Origin of the sequence: Pseudomonas sp. WS 5411 (assembly GCF_012985595.1) — a bacterium.
Classification (GTDB): domain Bacteria; phylum Pseudomonadota; class Gammaproteobacteria; order Pseudomonadales; family Pseudomonadaceae; genus Aquipseudomonas; species Aquipseudomonas shahriarae.
This window is the reverse complement of sequence record NZ_JAARMC010000001.1, coordinates 382,127-398,399: the sequence shown is the minus strand read 5'-3', so window position 1 is coordinate 398,399 and position 16,273 is coordinate 382,127. Positions and strand designations below refer to the sequence as shown.

At 63.4% G+C, this 16,273-nt stretch carries 16 protein-coding genes; 8 read left to right on the top strand and 8 right to left on the bottom strand.

The window, feature by feature from the left end; all coding sequences use genetic code 11:
* Positions 1-4: 4 nt before the first annotated feature.
* The 3 genes from HBR93_RS01775 (at position 5) to HBR93_RS01765 (ending at position 3,257) form a co-directional block, all read left to right on the top strand.
* Entirely contained in the window at positions 5-238 is a 234-nt protein-coding gene (locus tag HBR93_RS01775; protein ID WP_057438192.1) for a hypothetical protein, read from the top strand.
* Between the two features lie 135 nt (positions 239-373).
* Positions 374-1,585, top strand: coding sequence for a transporter substrate-binding domain-containing protein (locus HBR93_RS01770; RefSeq protein ID WP_169959741.1), 1,212 nt, complete (start codon positions 374-376; stop codon positions 1,583-1,585).
* Positions 1,586-1,682: 97 nt separating this feature from the next.
* The gene (locus HBR93_RS01765; protein WP_169959740.1) at positions 1,683-3,257 is read left to right on the top strand and encodes a PAS domain-containing methyl-accepting chemotaxis protein; all 1,575 of its coding nucleotides are present in this window, start codon (positions 1,683-1,685) and stop codon (positions 3,255-3,257) included.
* Between the two features lie 182 nt (positions 3,258-3,439).
* Here HBR93_RS01765 and HBR93_RS01760 read toward each other — a convergent pair whose 3' ends face one another.
* The 5 genes from HBR93_RS01760 to HBR93_RS01740 all read right to left on the bottom strand — a co-directional run bounded on the left by HBR93_RS01760 (position 3,440) and on the right by HBR93_RS01740 (position 7,856).
* Positions 3,440-4,183 (bottom strand): YkgJ family cysteine cluster protein, encoded by a 744-nt coding sequence (locus tag HBR93_RS01760; protein WP_057958515.1) that lies wholly within the window; start codon positions 4,181-4,183, stop codon positions 3,440-3,442.
* 108 nt (positions 4,184-4,291) lie between these two features.
* Positions 4,292-4,774 (bottom strand): GNAT family N-acetyltransferase, encoded by a 483-nt coding sequence (locus tag HBR93_RS01755; protein ID WP_057438199.1) that lies wholly within the window; start codon positions 4,772-4,774, stop codon positions 4,292-4,294.
* Between the two features lie 3 nt (positions 4,775-4,777).
* Positions 4,778-5,680 (bottom strand): chemotaxis protein, encoded by a 903-nt coding sequence (locus HBR93_RS01750; RefSeq protein WP_057438202.1) that lies wholly within the window; start codon positions 5,678-5,680, stop codon positions 4,778-4,780.
* 98 nt (positions 5,681-5,778) lie between these two features.
* Positions 5,779-6,753: a D-glycerate dehydrogenase gene (locus HBR93_RS01745; RefSeq protein WP_057438204.1), complete on the bottom strand. Its 975-nt coding sequence runs from the start codon at positions 6,751-6,753 to the stop codon at positions 5,779-5,781.
* Between the two features lie 134 nt (positions 6,754-6,887).
* A complete protein-coding gene (locus HBR93_RS01740) occupies positions 6,888-7,856 on the bottom strand; it encodes a LysR family transcriptional regulator (protein WP_057958518.1) in 969 nt (322 codons plus the stop codon).
* A 181-nt stretch (positions 7,857-8,037) separates the two neighbouring features.
* Between HBR93_RS01740 and HBR93_RS01735 the strand changes: the two genes are divergently transcribed.
* From HBR93_RS01735 to HBR93_RS01720, 4 genes are read left to right on the top strand one after another with little or no spacing between them, the layout of a single operon-like run.
* Positions 8,038-9,549, top strand: coding sequence for an efflux transporter outer membrane subunit (locus tag HBR93_RS01735; RefSeq protein ID WP_169959739.1), 1,512 nt, complete (start codon positions 8,038-8,040; stop codon positions 9,547-9,549).
* Between the two features lie 11 nt (positions 9,550-9,560).
* The gene (locus tag HBR93_RS01730) at positions 9,561-11,744 is read left to right on the top strand and encodes an FUSC family protein (protein WP_169959738.1); all 2,184 of its coding nucleotides are present in this window, start codon (positions 9,561-9,563) and stop codon (positions 11,742-11,744) included.
* Positions 11,734-11,934: a DUF1656 domain-containing protein gene (locus tag HBR93_RS01725; RefSeq protein ID WP_169959737.1), complete on the top strand. Its 201-nt coding sequence runs from the start codon at positions 11,734-11,736 to the stop codon at positions 11,932-11,934. Before HBR93_RS01730 ends, HBR93_RS01725 begins: the two co-directional genes overlap by 11 nt.
* A 10-nt stretch (positions 11,935-11,944) precedes the next feature.
* Positions 11,945-12,805 (top strand): HlyD family secretion protein, encoded by an 861-nt coding sequence (locus tag HBR93_RS01720; RefSeq protein WP_057438208.1) that lies wholly within the window; start codon positions 11,945-11,947, stop codon positions 12,803-12,805.
* 46 nt (positions 12,806-12,851) lie between these two features.
* Here the strand turns inward: HBR93_RS01720 and HBR93_RS01715 are convergent, their stop codons facing one another.
* Positions 12,852-13,256: a hypothetical protein gene (locus tag HBR93_RS01715; protein ID WP_057438390.1), complete on the bottom strand. Its 405-nt coding sequence runs from the start codon at positions 13,254-13,256 to the stop codon at positions 12,852-12,854.
* Positions 13,256-14,443, bottom strand: coding sequence for an MFS transporter (locus HBR93_RS01710; protein ID WP_169959736.1), 1,188 nt, complete (start codon positions 14,441-14,443; stop codon positions 13,256-13,258). Before HBR93_RS01710 ends, HBR93_RS01715 begins: the two co-directional genes overlap by 1 nt.
* A 111-nt stretch (positions 14,444-14,554) precedes the next feature.
* On the opposite strand from HBR93_RS01710, the gene HBR93_RS01705 reads away from it, so the two are divergent.
* On the top strand, positions 14,555-15,409 hold the full coding sequence (locus HBR93_RS01705) for a LysR family transcriptional regulator (RefSeq protein WP_115128954.1): 855 nt from the start codon (positions 14,555-14,557) through the stop codon (positions 15,407-15,409).
* Between the two features lie 41 nt (positions 15,410-15,450).
* On the opposite strand, the gene HBR93_RS01700 is transcribed toward HBR93_RS01705, so the two are convergent.
* Positions 15,451-16,263, bottom strand: a complete 813-nt coding sequence (locus HBR93_RS01700; protein ID WP_057438210.1) for an SDR family oxidoreductase — start codon at positions 16,261-16,263, stop codon at positions 15,451-15,453.
* Positions 16,264-16,273 lie beyond the last annotated feature (10 nt).

Sequence of the window (16,273 nt, the reverse complement as noted above, 5' to 3'; positions counted from 1 at the left end):
TTCCATGAATTCCCCGACACAACCGCCTGTTGAAAGCGCCGAACTCGCTGATCCAGACAGCCTCGACAGTGAAGCCAAGCCGGTGATCCCGGCGTTCAAATTCCCCTTCAAGCCGGGTGAGCTGGCCGGGGCGAAAGATAGCAATCAGCCGTGGTACAAAAACGGCGCGAAGAACGGCCACACCAAGACCCCCGGCATGGCGCCGCCCGGTACCCGTCGTTCGATGGGCAAGCGCTGACTGCCTACAGCCATTGCTGACTTTTCGCCTTGTCGGCCCATGACCTTTTCTTGAAAGCTTGCTCGATACCCCTTCGCCGCGCCTGGTTGGCAGCACGGGGTGAAGGAGTGGGATTTTCAAGAAAGGGATGTCTTCATGGCTTGGGCAAAGATCTTTGTTTTATCCATTGGGGCGCTACTGTCGGGCGCCTTTCTGATAGGGCCGGTGGCCGCCGCGGCGCCGCGCAGCGAGATCCGCTTCGCGATTTCCCCTCTGTTTCCTCCCTATGAAAGCCGCAACGCCCAAGGGCAGTTGGTCGGCTTGAACATCGAACTGGGCAATGCCTTGTGCGCGCAACTCGATGTTCGCTGCATCTGGGTCGATCAAGTCTTCACCCATAGCATCGCAGCCCTTGAAAGCCGGCGTTTCGACGCAATCATGGGCATGGCTTCTACCCCACAACGCCGGCAGTTGATCGACTTCACCGACGATTTGTATCCCCTGACCACGCACTTGGTGGCGCGCCGTTATTCCGGGCTGATGCCCACGGTACGCGCCCTCAAGGGCAAGCGCGTGGGGGTGTTGACCGGCAGCAATCGCGAAGCGTTCGCCCTGGCGCAATGGGCGCCGGCCGGGGTGATCATCAAGAGCTTCTGGCTCAATGACCAGTTGATCCGCAGCCTGGTGGCCGGTGATATTGACGCGACCCTGCAAGGTACAGCCGAAATTCGCCAGGAGCTGCTCGACACCGAGCAGGGGCAACCTTTCGATTTCGTCGGCCCGCCGATCACCGGCCAACAGATGGGCACTGCCGTGGCCATCGGCGTGCGCAAGTCCGATCGCGAATTGCGCAGTGACCTTAACCGGGCGCTGGAGCAGCTCAAGCAGAGCGGCGAGCACCAGCGCATTCTGCGTGGGTATCTGCAGGAGGAGCTCGACATTGCAGCGGCGCAACCGGGCGATGGGCCGCGCTTTTACCCCAGCGAGCTGACGCTGCCTTTTTCCGAGGCGGTGCGGGTCGGCGACACGTTGTACATCTCCAGTATCTCGGGGCTGGATATTCGCGGCAATCCGGTGAAAGGCGGGACGGGCGCGCAGATGAAGCAGGTGATGAAGAACCTGCACGACCTGTTGGAGCGTCATCATTCGTCGTTGGATCGGGTGGTCAAGTGCACCTTGATGCTGGCCGACCTGGATGACCTGGCCCTGGTCAATGAGGTGTACCTGGGCTACTTCGCCCGTAGCCGCTTGCCCGCCCGCAGCGTACTGGCCGTGCGCAGGTTGCCGCGCAGCGCACGGGTGGCGCTGGACTGTGTCGCCCTGATTGAGGAGTACCACGAGCCGCAGGCGCTGGCGCCGGGCAACTAAATGCGTGGAACATGAGCTGGATCAGTATTTGCTCAACCGGTGCGCTTAGAGTCGGTGCCCCTGCCGACTCCCCCAATAACCCCCGAGCGCGCTTTCCATGAAGATCAATCTCCCGGTCACGGGTCGAAATGTGGACATTGCCCAAGATGCCAACATTCTCTCGACCACCGACCTCGGCAGTTCGATTACCTACGCCAACCAGGACTTTATCGACGTCAGCGGCTACAGCCGCGAGGAGCTGCTGGGTGCGCCACATAATCTGCTGCGCCATCCGGACATGCCGTCGGCGGCCTTTGCCCATATGTGGCAGACCCTCAAAAGCGGTCGCTCGTGGATGGGCATGGTGAAGAATCGCTGCAAGAACGGCGATCACTACTGGGTCAGTGCCTATGCCTCGCCGGTCACCCGCGACGGCGTGGCGGTGGAGTACCAGTCGGTGCGGACCCGGCCCGATGCGCGGCGGGTGATGGCAGCTGAGCGCGTGTATGCCCGTCTGCGCACGGGCACTCGGCGCATGCGGCCGGTGCTGGAGATGCCCTTGAAGTTGTCGCTGGTCACCGGCGCGACATGCGCCTTGACCTGGGGGGCTGGGGTCGGCTTGGCGAGCTATCCGTGGGCGGTGCAAGTGCTGGGCCTGGCGGCGGTGGGCGCGGTGGGGATATTAGGCGTCAACCTGTTGTTGCGCCCCCTGCGGCAACTGAGCGAGCGGGCGCGGCGGATCGCCGATAACCCCGTCAGCCAGGCGATCTATACCGAGCGTGCGGATGAGCTGGGGCAAATCGAATTTGCCATGCAGATGCTTGAAGCCCAGGTGGGCGCGGTGGTCGGCCGGATTGGCGATGCATCGCAGCGTTTGTCCGGGCACGCCGCCGCCCTGGTCGAGCAACTGGACAGCAGCCACAGCAGCACCCTGGGCCAGCAGAGCCAGACCGACCAGGTGGCCACCGCCATCCATGAGATGGCGGCCAGCGTGGCGCAAGTCGCCAACCATGCCCAGCAGGCTTCGAAAGCCGCCGACCAGGCCGGCAGCGAGACCCGCGAAGGTCATCAGCGAGTGGACGAAAGCCGCGATGCGGTGCTGCGTCTGTCCCAGGAACTGGCCAGGGCCACCACGGTGATCCATCAACTGGAAAGCCATAGCGGTGATATTTCCGGTGTGCTGGAGGTGATCCGGGCGATTGCCGAGCAGACCAACCTGCTGGCCCTCAACGCGGCCATCGAGGCAGCGCGAGCGGGCGAACAGGGCCGTGGTTTTGCGGTGGTGGCCGACGAAGTGCGCGGCCTGGCACAACGTACCCAGCAATCGACCAATGAAATCCAGCGCATGATCAGCACCCTGCAGGGCGGCGCCCGGGATGCGGTGATGGCCATGGAACAGAGCAGCCAGCATGTCGAAGCCAGCGTCGATCACGCCCAGCGCGCCGCATCGGCCCTGGATGGCATCAGCCAGCGGGTCAACCAGATCACCGCCATGAGTGTGCAGATTGCCACTGCAGTGGAAGAACAGAGCGCGGTCAGCGAAGACATCAATCGCAATATTGTCGGCATCCGCAATGCCGGCGAAGCCACCGTCACTGCCGGCCAGCAGAGCCAGCTCAGCTCGGGCGACGTGGCGGCCCTGGCGGAAGATCTGCGGCGGCTGGCAGAAGAGTTCTGGGGCAAACGCCACTAGGTTGTGGCTGTGGCAAGCCCTGATGCCCTTCAGTTCAGAGAGGGTGCAGGGCAATCAATAACCTGTGGCGAGGGAGCTTGCTCCCGTTGGGGCGCGAAGCGGCCCTAAAATGGGACTGCTACCCAGTCCAACGGGAGCAAGCTCCCTCGCCACAGTACAGCCCCAACCCCATTTGACGCGCCTCAGGCAGCGCGCAGCGAGATAAACGCATAGTTGGCCGGCACCTCGGTGGCGATCTGTGCCCCGGCATCCAGCAATTGTTCGGCGATGTCCATACCGGACACATGAAACACCCACTCATTGGCCATGGCCGGTTGTTCCACCGCCAATTCAATGGCCTGGGCAAACGCGCCCATATCCGGCAGGTACGCGGTAAAGCCATCGCCCTTGAGCGCCGTGGTGCGAATCCCCAGCAGGGCGCAAACCGCCTCCTTGGTCTGCACGTCGTCACGGTCGGCCTGGCGTGAGCGGCGGATCAGCTCCGCCAGTTCAGGGTCCACCAGTTCACCCCCGACGATCAGCGCCGGGCCCTGTTCCCAGGAGTGCGGCGGGCAATCCTTGGCGGCCGGGTTCAGCGGGATATGCGGGTTGATCTCCATCGGGTAGATACGACAGACCAGTGGCCGCCGCTCATAGATGCCGCAGCGGTTGTCTTCGTCAAGATTCCGGCAGGGCCCCGCGTTGTAGGCGGCAAAAGTAATGGCCACAAACGCCTCGGTCGTGCCGCTGGGCACCACCACCGAACGCCGTTCGGCATGCTCGCGTTGTTGCAGCGGCAGGCCCAGGCCATTGCCCAGGAAGCCTTCCACCAGGACGATGACATTGCCGCCGTCCGCCGCCCACTGGCGGGCTTCGTCGAGTGTCAGGGGGACATGATGGTCGGTGCAGCATTTGCCGCAACCAACGCAGGAAAAATGGGTATTCATGGAAGATCTGCTACCAGGCCAGGTCAGAGGGCGCTCTTGGACGGTGACGGGTTTTTACCTCTATCCGCCGTTCAGAGACTCTGGAAGCAAGTTATGCGCCAGTGCCGGTCAGTCGTCGCTGACCACGTCGCGCAGCACAAACACCATGCCCGCACTTTCATACAGCTGGCGTGCGCGCAGATTGCTCTCCAGCACCTTGAGGTCCACATAGGGCTCGCCGCGTTGCTTGAACACCTGGAAGCTGTGCAGCAACAAGGCGCGACCCAGCCCCTGGCCCTGGGCACAGGGGTGAATGGCGAGATTCTTGATAAAGGCACTGGTCCAGCATTGGGCCACGCCAAGAATGCCTTCGGCGTTGCTGACCACCAGGCACAGCCTGGGGTCGAACTCTGCGTTGCTGATGAACTGCTGCTGCCAGGTGTCCAGGTTGGCGACATGGCCGCCGCCCTGTTCCTGGGTCATGCGTAACACCGCATGAATCGCCGGGGCCAGTTCGTCGCGGTAATGGTCCAGGCGGATGCCGGCCGGCCATTGCGGCGCGGGCAGGCTGGTGGTGAGGTCGCGGCGCAGCAGTTGGTAATACGCTGTCACGGTTTACAGGCCTTTTTGCGCCACGGTCTGGGCCGCAACCACCAGGCATTTGGTCAGCTCGGGTGACGAGAACTTGGTCAGCACCGAGTCGGCACCGGCCAGGCGGGCTTTTTCGCTGTTCATCGCGCTGTCCAGGGAGGTGTGCAACAGCACGTACAAATCCTGGAAATCCGGGGTTTCGCGCAGGGTGCGGGTGAGGGCGTAGCCGTCCATTTCCGACATTTCGATGTCAGACACCACCACATTGATCTGCCCGGCGCTGCCTTGCAGTTCCAGCAGCACGTCGATGGCCTCTTTGGCACTGCGAGCGGTGTGGCAGGTCAGGCCGAGGTTGCGCAGGGTGTGCACCGATTGCTGCAGGGCCACCTGGCTGTCGTCCACCACCAGGATGCGCGCATGGCCGAGCACTTCGGCTTCTTCCATGGTCAGGTCGGTCGGTGCCACTTCGATCTGCGCGGGGGCGATGGCGTGGATGACTTTTTCGATGTCCAGCACCTGCACCAGCACCCCGTCGACCTGGGTCACGCCGGTGATAAACGAGCGCGTGCCGCCGGAACCAAAGGGCGGCGGACGGATATCGGTGGTCAGGCAATGCACGATCCGGCTCACCGCCTGCACATGCAGGCCCTGCTTGGAGCGGCTGACATCAGTGACGATCAGGCAACCGCCGTCGGGGTCTTGCAGGGGCATTTCGCCCAGCGCCCGGCTGAGGTCGATCACTGACAAGGCCGCGCCACGCAGGGTGGCGATGCCTTTGACGTGCGGGTGGGACTCCGGCAGCTTGGTCAGCGGCGGGCAGGGAATGATTTCGCTGACTTTCAGCAGGTTGATGGCCATCAGCTTGCCGCTGCGCAAGGTAAAGAGCAGAAGCGAGAGTGAATCTGCGCGGGCTTTGGTGGTGGACATAAAAACCTTCTGTGGATCAGCGATAACAATCTATAGCGGGTTATCGACGTTCGCGCCAAAAACTGTAGGGGCTGGCTTGCCAGCTCCTACAATGCCGATCAGCCTTTCCACACCTGCGGGTTCACCAGATCCTGCGGGCGCTGGCCCAGCAGGGCGCTGCGCAGGTTGTCCAGGGCACGGTTGGCCATGGCTTCACGGGTTTCATGGGTGGCCGAACCGATATGCGGCAAGGTCACTGCATTGCTCAGTTGGAACAGCGGCGACTCGGCCAGGGGCTCGCGCTCATACACATCCAGCCCGGCGCCGCGAATGCGCTGGGTTTGCAGGGCTTCGATCAGTGCCGGCTCGTCCACCACCGGGCCTCGGGAAATGTTCACCAGGATCGCGCTGGATTTCATCAGGCCCAACTCGCGATGGCTGATCAGGTGCTGGGTCTTTTCACTCAACGGCACCACCAGGCACACAAAATCCGCCTCGGTCAGCAACTGGTCCAGGCTGCGCATCTGCGCGCCCAGTTCCTGTTCCAGCGCGGTCTTGCGGCTGTTGCCGCTGTAGATAATCGGCATATTGAAGCCCAGGCGCCCACGGCGGGCGATGGCCGCGCCGATATTGCCCATGCCGATGATACCCAGGGTCTTGCCGTGTACATCACAGCCAAACAACGGCGCGCCGACGCTGGCTTTCCACTGCCCGGCCTTGGTCCAGGCGTCCAGCTCGGCCACGCGGCGGGCGCTGCTCATCAGCAGGGCGAAGGCCAGGTCGGCGGTGCTTTCGGTCAGCACATCGGGGGTGTTGGTGAGCATGATCCCGCGTTCGTTGAAGTAGTCCACGTCGTAGTTGTCGTAACCCACGGAGACACTGGACACCACTTCCAGCTTGCTCGCCCCTTCGAGCTGCGCCCGCCCGAGCTTGCGGCCGACGCCGATCAGGCCGTGGGCGTGGGGCAGGGCTTCAGTGAACTGCGCGTTGATATCACCCTGCTTGGGGTTGGGGACGATGACCTCGAAGTCCTGTTGTAGGCGTTCGATCATCGCGGGGGTGACACGGCTGAAGGCGAGGACAGTCTTTTTCATCGCAAGTGAGGCTCATCGACAGGGAAGAATGCCAAGCACGCTAACATTCCTCGCTGCGAATGTCAGGACACCGCTAGACCTCTGTGGGCACAGGGCAAAATGTGGGAGGCTGGCTTGCCTGCGATGACGGCAGGTCAGCTACCCAGCCGCACCCCACCCAAACTGCCACTCAGTTCATACGCAACCAGTTCCGCCTGGTGCGCCGCGAGGATCTCCGGCAACGAGCCGCGCAGGTATTCCACCCAGGTTTTGATCTTCGCATCCAGGTACTGGCGCGACGGGTAGATGGCGTACAGGTTCAGCTCCTGGGAGCGGTAATTCGGCATCATCCGTACCAGGGTGCCGTTACGCAGGCCTTCGATGGCCGCGTACACCGGCAGCAGGCCGACGCCCATGCCGCTGATGATCGCGGTCTTCATCGCGTCGGCGGAGTTCACCAGGAACGGCGAGCTGTTGATGCTCACGCTTTCCTGGCCGTCCGGGCCGTTGAAGGCCCATTTGTCCAACTGGATCACCGGGCTGACCAGGCGCAGGCAGGCATGGTTGAGCAGGTCACTGGGCCGCTGCGCGCAGCCGTTGGCTTTGACGTAGGCCGGCGAGGCACAGACGATGCTGTAGGTGATCCCCAGGCGTTGGGAGACAAACCCCGAGTCCGGCAGCTCGCTGGCGAGCACGATGGACACGTCGTAGCCCTCGTCCAGCAGGTCGGGCACGCGGTTGGCCAGGGTCAGGTCGAAGGTCACGTCGGGGTGGGTGCGGCGGTAGCGGGCAATCGCGTCGATCACGAAATGCTGGCCGATGCCGGTCATGGTGTGCACTTTGAGCTGCCCGGCGGGGCGTGCATGGGCGTCGCTGGCTTCGGCCTCGGCCTCCTCGACATAGGCGAGAATTTGCTCACAGCGCAATAAATAGCGCTTGCCGGCTTCGGTCAGGGCGATGCGGCGGGTGGTGCGGTTGAGCAAGCGGGTTTGCAGATGGGCCTCCAGATTGGAGACCGCGCGCGAGACGTTGGCCGTGGTGGTGTCCAGTTGTACGGCGGCGGCGGTGAAGCTGCCGGCCTCGGCGACACAACTGAAGGCGCGCATGTTTTGCAAAGTGTCCATGGGGTGCTCTCAAGGGAGATGGCAAATTGTGACACGAAGTTACGGGGGCGAGTGAGCCCGACCAATGGATTATCGCCTGAACGGTAATAAAGATTCACAGGAATCCCACCTTATCGCCATTCCCCGTGCCCCCTAGAATTGCCGCACCGTCCCCGCAACACCACCTCAGGAATTCGCAGCAGTGCCGCGTCGCATCAGCAGAGAGCTGAAGACTCTCAGTGTTTGGGCTTTATCGTTAGCAATCAGCGGCTGCATCGGAACCGGAGGAATTGCCCCCCAAGGCAAGCACCTCGCCGCCAATACCCTGGCCACCGACGACGCGATCCAGAGCGCCGCCCGGGATGCCCACTGGCCGACCAGCCAGTGGTGGCAGGCCTATGGCGACCCGCAACTCAATCGGTGGATCGACCTCGCCGTACAAGGCAGCCCAAGCATGGCCGAAGCCGCCGCCCGGGTGCGTGAAGCGCGGGCCATGGCCGGGTTGGCCGAGTCGGCCGAGGCCGTGCAGATCAACGGGGATGCCACCCTCAAGCGCCACAACTGGCCCAGCGATCAGTTCTACGGCCCCGGCAAGCTGGACAATTCCACCACCTGGGACAACAACGCTGCCCTGGGCTTGAGCTACGCCCTCGACCTGTGGGGCCGCGAGCGCAATGCCAGCGAGCGCGCCGTCGACCTGGCGCATAGGCGTGTCGCCCAGGCACGCCAGGCCCAGTTGGAATTGCAGAACAACGTGGTGCGCGCCTATATCCAGCTGTCGCTGCATTACGCCCAGCGCGATATCGTCGCCGCCACCCTGGCCCAGCAAGAGCAGATCCTCGACCTGGCGCAAAAGCGCCTGGATGGCGGGATCGGCACGCACTTTGAAGTCAGCCAGGCCCAGACGCCGTTGCCGGAAACCCATCGGCAACTGGACGCCCTCGACGAAGAGATCGCCCTGACCCGCAACCAGCTGGCGGCTTTGGCCGGCAAGGGGCCGGGGGAGGGTGCAACCTTGCAGCGGCCGACCCTGGCCCTCGGTGCGCCGCTGAAATTGCCCTCGGCACTGCCCGCGCAATTGCTCGGCCAGCGCCCGGACGTGGTCGCCAGCCGCTGGCAAGTCGCGGCCCAGGCCCGGGGGATTGACGTGGCCCACGCCGGTTTCTACCCCAACGTCGACCTGGTGGGCAGCCTCGGCTACGTCGCCACCGGCGGCGGCATGCTGGAGTTCCTCACCGGCAAGAAACTCAACTACAGCGTCGGCCCGGCGATCACCCTGCCGATCTTCGACGGTGGCCGCCTGCGTGCGCAATTGGGCGAGGCCAGCGCCGGCTACGACATTGCCGTGGCCCGCTACAACCAGACCCTGGTCAATGCACTCAAGGGCATCAGCGACCAACTGATCCGCCGCGAATCCATGGCCAAGCAGCAAACCTTCGCCGCCGAATCGGTGGCCTCGGCGCAGAAAACCTATGACCTCGCGATGATCGCCTATCAGCGCGGGCTGACCGATTACCTCAATGTACTCAATGCCCAGACCCTGCTGTTTCGCCAGCAGCAGGTCGAGCAACAGGTCCAGGCCGCGCGCTTGAGCGCCCATGCCGAACTGGTGACAGCCCTGGGCGGTGGCCTGGGTGCTGGCAGCGATGCTCCGGCACCCGATAAGACACTCCCGAGCAAGACCCCGGCGGCTTTGGCCGTGTTCGATCACTGATCAGGTTCCCCATGACTCCCTTGCCTGCACCGCTGCGTTGGCTGCATTCCCTGGAATGGCGCCGTGGCTTTTTCGACTGGGCGCGCAGTGATGGCGTGACCTGGGTGTATATCTTCAAAGTACTGATCGCCGCGTTTCTCACCCTGTGGCTGGCCATGCGCCTGGAACTGCCGCAACCGCGTACCGCGATGATCACCGTGTTTATCGTGATGCAACCGCAAAGCGGCCAGGTGTTTGCCAAGAGCTTCTACCGCTTCCTCGGCACGCTGGCGGGGTCGGCGGTGATGGTGTTGTTGATCGCCTTGTTTGCGCAAAACACCGAGCTGTTCCTTGGCGCGCTGGCGATCTGGGTCGGCGTGTGCACGGCCGGTGCCACCCGTAACCGTAACTTTCGCGCCTATGGTTTTGTGCTGGCCGGGTATACGGCGGCGATGGTCGGCCTGCCGGCGCTCGCCCACCCGGACGGCGCCTTTATGGCGGCGGTCTGGCGGGTGCTGGAAATCTCCCTGGGGATTTTGTGTGCGACCCTGGTCAGTGCCGCGATCCTGCCGCAAACCAGCAGTGCGGCCATGCGCAACGCCTTGTACCAGCGTTTCGGCACCTTCGCGCTGTTCGTCACCGATGGCCTGCGCGGGCGCAGCCAGCGTGAAGGTTTTGAAAGCAGCAACGTGCGCTTTATCGCCGAAGCCGTGGGCCTGGAAGGGCTGCGCAGCGTCACCGTATTCGAAGACCCCCATATGCGCCGGCGCAATGGTCGCTTGAGTCGCTTGAACAGTGAGTTCATGGGCATCACCACGCGCTTCAACGCCCTGCACCAGTTGCTCGAGCGCCTGCGCAGCGATGCTGCCGACCATGTGGTGGCCGCGATCAAGCCTGGCCTGCAGGACTTGGCCGAGCTGCTCGATGGTTTCAGTGGGCGCGCCCTGACCAGCCCCGATGCTGCGCGCCTGGTGAGCCAACTGACGGCCTACAAGGAGAGCCTGCCGGCCAAGGTCCGCAGCCTGCGGGCGATGTTCCAGGAGAGCAGCCCGTGCGATGCCGAGCAGTTGGATTTCCACACTGCCTACGAGCTGCTGTACCGCTTTGTCGATGACCTGCACAACTACGCGCAGACCCATGCTTCCCTGGCCGAGCACAGCCACGCACGGGAGCACTGGGACGAGTCCTACACGCCGAAAACCAACTGGCTGGCCTGTGCCGCGTCGGGAATTCGCGCGTCATTCATTCTGCTGGTGCTGGGCAGTTACTGGGTGGCCACCGCCTGGCCCAGCGGCGCGACCATGACCCTGATCGCGGCAGCCACCGTGGGCCTGTCGGCCGCCACGCCGAACCCCAAGCGCATGGCCTTCCAAATGGCCTGCGGGACGCTGATCGGCGCCGTGGTGGGCTTTGTCGAAATGTTCTTCGTGTTTCCCTGGATCGACGGCTTTCCCTTGCTCTGCGTGATGCTCGCCCCGGTGATCGTGCTCGGTGCGTTCCTCTCGTCGCGCCCGCAATACGCCGGGGTCGGCCTGGGCCTGCTGATCTTTTTCAGTACCGGTTCGGTGCCGGACAACTTGACGATCTACAACCCCTACACCTTTATCAACGACTACATCGCCATGATCATCGGCATGCTGGTGTGCGCCGCGGCGGGGGCGATTATCCTGCCGCCCAACAGCCCCTGGCTGTGGCGCCGCCTGGAGCGCGACCTGCGTGAGCAAGTGGTATATGCCATCAGCGGCAAGCTCAAGGGCCTGGCCTCGGGTTTTGAAAGCCGCACCCGCGACCTGCTGCACCAGGCCTATGGCCTGGCCGCCGGCCAGCCACAGGTGCAACGCAACCTGTTGCGCTGGATGTTTGTGGTGCTTGAAGTCGGTCACGCGATCATTGAGTTGCGCAAGGAACAGGCGATTCTGCCGGTGCACCCGGCGTACGCTCAATCCCAGCCCTGGCGCCAGGCCATCCGGGTCATGGGGCGTTCGCTGGTGCGGCTGTTTTTGCAACCGAGCCAGAGCAACCTGGAGCGCGCCCTGGTGGCGGTCGATCACGCCATCAGCCGCGTGCAGGCCACCGACGAACCCTTCGCCCCGCACTTCGACACCTCGGCCCTGCGCCGGGTGAAAAGCTACCTGCACTTTATCCGCACCTCCCTGCTGGACCCGCAATCGCCCCTGGCTGCCTTCAAGCCTTCCGGAGTCGCCCATGCCTCGTGAAATCGCGTTCCACGGCATCTACATGCCGACCATGACCCTGATGTTTTTTATCGCCGCCGCACTGGCCTGGGCCCTGGATCGCTTCCTGGCGGGCTTTGAATTGTACCGTTTTTTCTGGCACCCGGCGCTGCTGCGCCTGAGCCTGTTCACCTGTCTTTTCGGCGCCATGGCGCTGACTGTCTACCGTTGAGAATGCCCCGATGAAAAAGTTTTTCAGCCTGCTCGCAACCCTGCTGGTTCTGGCCCTGGCGATCTGGATTGGCCGCACCTTGTGGGTCCATTACATGCAGACCCCATGGACTCGCGATGGCCGGGTGCGCGCCGACATCATCAACGTGGCCGCCGACGTCACCGGCGAAGTGGTGGATGTGCCGGTGCGTGACAACCAGTTGGTGAAAAAGGGCGACCTGCTGATGCAGATCGACCCCGAGCACTACCGCATCGCGGTCAAGCAGGCGCAATCTTTGGTCGCCTCACGCAAAGCCACCTGGGAGATGCGCAAGGTCAACGCCCACCGCCGCGCCGACCTCGACGCCCTGGTGATCTCCAAAGAGAACCGCGACGACGCCAGCAACATCGCCGACTCGGCCCTGGCCGACTACCAACATGCCCTGGCGCAACTGGAGGCCGCCGAACTGAACTTGAAACGCACGCAAGTCGTGTCAGCGGTCGACGGCTATGTCACCAACCTCAACGTGCATCGCGGCGACTATGCACGCATTGGCGAAGCCAAGATGGCCGTAGTCGATATGAACTCGTTCTGGGTTTACGGCTTTTTCGAAGAGACCAAGCTGCCCCATGTGAAAGTCGGTGATAAAGCCGATATGCAACTGATGAGCGGCGAGACCCTCAAGGGCCATGTGGAAAGCATCTCCCGCGGCATCTACGACCGCGACAACCCCGAGAGCCGCGAACTGATCGCCGACGTGAACCCGACCTTCAACTGGGTACGCCTGGCCCAACGGGTACCGGTGCGGATTCATATTGATGAAGTGCCGGAGGGGGTGTTGCTGGCGGCGGGGATTACTTGCACGGTGATCGTCAACCAGGCACAAAACTAAACACAGGGCATCAGGCACGTCGCCTGCCGGCTCCTGCAGGGGAGGGTTATTGGCCCTGGATATAGGTCTCATGCAGGTGCCGCCACAGCAGTGCGCCGCTGGCCTGTTTCTCGAACACCACGGTGGCCCGGCGATCCGTCTGGCTGGCGCTGTGATCAACCTGATGCTCACGGTAGGTCACCGTGGCACCCCGCGCATGGCGGTCGATGCCGGTCAGTTCACTCAAGGTGATTTTCAATCCGGGCCGCATGCCGCCCAGGCGAGTGAACAGGGCCTGGACCCCGGCGGCATTCACCCGTGCGCCGGTGGCGGGGGCGATCATGCTGAACTCGGGGGAGAAGCGCGCCAGCAGGTTCTGCAGGGTGCCTTCGGGGGCTGTGCCGGCAAACCATTGCTCGATCTCGATGTGGGTCTGGATCACTTCTTCAAAAAAGTCGCTGTAATCAATCATCACTGAGGCTCGCTGGCAGGGTGAAGCAGTGCGCGAACCCTGGAGGTATCCAGGCTCAGCACTGCGAAGAACGGCAGCAGTGTCAGGGCTGCCGCGATCAAGAAGGTCATGGTGAAGGAATCCGAGGCCGAAAGCACGGCGCTGAGTGCCGCTGCGCCGAGGCAAAAGCTCACTTGCCGATTGATATTCCACAGCGCGCTGGCGTGGCCCATGCGTTCGGCAGGAATATCCAGAAAGGCCAGGGTCTGCGCGGTGCTGCTGCACAGGCTGCCACCCAGGCCCATCAGGGCATAGGCGCCCACCAGCAGGGCGGGCTGGGCAGCATTGAGCAGCAGGATGCCGGCGCATTGCAAGGCCATGCCGGCCAGCAGCAATGGCTTGGGCCCGCACCGGCTGAACAACTGCTTGCTCAGGTAGATGGCCAGGGCCGAGGCCAGTGCCCACGGCAGCATCAAGGCCCCGGTGCGTGTCGCGTCGTATCCAAGGCCTCGCAGGTAGAGGATGGCGACCAGGCTGGTGCCGATAAAGACGCCGGGGATAAACAGATACACCAGCATCGCCACTCGCAGCATCGGGTGGCGGATCTGCTTGAACAGACTCCCCAAGGCCAGGGCCGGTCGCGAGGTTGCGGGCACATCGGGTTTTATCCACAGCAGTGCCAGCAGCAGGGTCAGGAGGGCCAATGGCAGGTTGGCATAGAAGATCCAGCGCCACGACACCGTGTCCACCAGCAAGCCGCCCAGCGCCGGGGAGAGTGCGGGCACCAGCAGCGCCACCGACATCACTCGGGCCGTCAGCTGGTGACGCTGCCCAGGGGCAAAGTGTCGGTACGCCAAGGCCTGGCCCACCGGTATCAGCAATCCACCCCCCAAGCCTTGCAACAGCCGCCAGCCGATCAGGGCCTGAATCGACTCGGCCTGGCCTACCAGCACCGATGCCATGCCAAACAGCCCCAGGCTCGCGGCGATCAAGCGCCGCTCGCCCAACACTGCGGCGAGCCAGACGCTCAGCGGAATAATCAGGGTCAGGCCGAGCAGGTATGCGTTGCTGATCCACGCCAATTGCGTGACCGAAGCCTGCAGTTCATGGGCGATATCCGGGTAGGCGACGGTGGCGACAAACATGTTTACCAGGTCCAGGGCGAAGCCCAGTAAAAAGATCCAGGCGACTTTCGAGCGGTAGGTCATAGGGGCGATCCAGCGTTTGAGGCTGGCAGGGTAGGCCGGTTGCAGAGCTTGGGATACACGGGTTTGCCTGTTAGTTTGTCAAAAATATTTTGACAAAGGGGGGCTGTGGCCATGGTCAGTCTGGACCGATTCGACACTTTCAAAGCCGTGGTCGAGGCCGGCTCGCTGACGGCCGCCGCCGATCTGCTGGGCCAGACCCGCGCGGTGGTCAGCTTCAATCTAAAACGTCTGGAAGCCGAACTGGGCGTCACCCTGCTCACCCGCAGTACCCGCCAACTGGCGCTCACCGATGCCGGCGAACGTTTCTACCTGCGCTGTACACGCATGCTCGAAGAAGCACGGCTGGCAGTGGAAGAGGCCCGTTCTGAGCACGCCCAGCTCAAGGGCACCCTGCGCATCACCACGACTGTTGAATATGCGTTGGCAGTGGTCGCGCCGGCCGTGGAGGGTTTTCGCCGCCTGCACCCGGACCTCAACATCCACTTATCCACATCCTCGACCCATGCCGACCTGATCTCCGAGCGGTTTGACGTGGCGATCCGGCTGGGGCGCCTGGTGGACTCCAATCATCGTGCGGTGCAGTTATCCACCTATCAGGTATTTGCCGTTGCGGCGCCTGGTTTGGGTAGTGCCCATACGTTGGATGAACTAGAACGACTGCCCAAGCTGGGGCATGGCCGCCTGCCTGAGTTGAGTGTGATCGACCCGGCAGGTGGCGAGCATCAGTATCGCTCTGGCCCCAGTGCACTGGTGGTCGACAGTGCCGCCGTGCTGCAAGCATTTGCCGTGCGCGGGCATGGCGTGGCGGTCCTACCACAGTGGCTGGTGCAGGAGGACCTGGACGCGGGGCGGCTGGTACGCCTGTTGCCGGATCATCGTTTCGCGCCTCAGGGGGTGTATGCGCTGTATCCGGACACGCGGCATTTACCGCTGAAGGTGCGGGCGTTTATTGACTTCATGAAATAGCGAAGACCCCGTGCAGAGGGCAAGTCCGCTCGCCACGGTGATCAAAGTGCTCCACCCAGCCCAAATCGCTTCTTCAACACCGTCTCCAACAGCCCCTTGGGCAGCAGCGCCGCCATCAACGGCAGCGCCCGGCTGCCATTCCCCGAACGCAGCAGGCGCGGTGGTTCACTCTGTTGCACGGCCTTGAGCACATCCGCCGCAAAGGTGCTGGCCGGGGTCGGTTTGTCCTGGGAGGCCTGGGAGCGGGCACGGATGCTTTCGCGCAGTGGCCACCACGGCGATTGTTCATTGATCAGCAATTCGGCCTGGGTGCCGGCGTTCTTGGCAAAGTGGGTGTTGATCGCCCCCGGCTGCACTTCCATGACTCGCACGCCAAACGGTGCGAGTTCCATGCGCAAGGCGTCGCTCAAGGCATGCACGGCGGCCTTGGAGGCGCAGTAGGCGCCGGCAAACGGCGTGACCAGCACTCCGGAAACGCTGCCGATATTCACCACCAGCCCCTTGCGCGCGCGCAGGGCGGGGAACAGCGCCTGGGTCACGCCGACGATGGCGAACACGTTGGTCTCGAACTGGCGCTGCAGGGCCTCGGTGCCACCATCGAGCAGCGGGCCCATGGCGCCGTAGCCGGCGTTGTTGATCAACACATCCAGCTCGCCCACCTGTCCGGCCAATTGCGCCAGGGCCGCGCCATCGTTGACGTCCAGTTGCACGGCCTTGAAACCGGCAGATGCGAGGGCCGCGACGTCTTCGGGACGGCGGGCGCTGGCCCATACGTCATAGCCGGCGACTTTGAAGGCATCGGCCAGGGCACGGCCGATGCCGCTGGAGCAACCGGTGATAAGCACGTTAGGCATGGGGCAATCC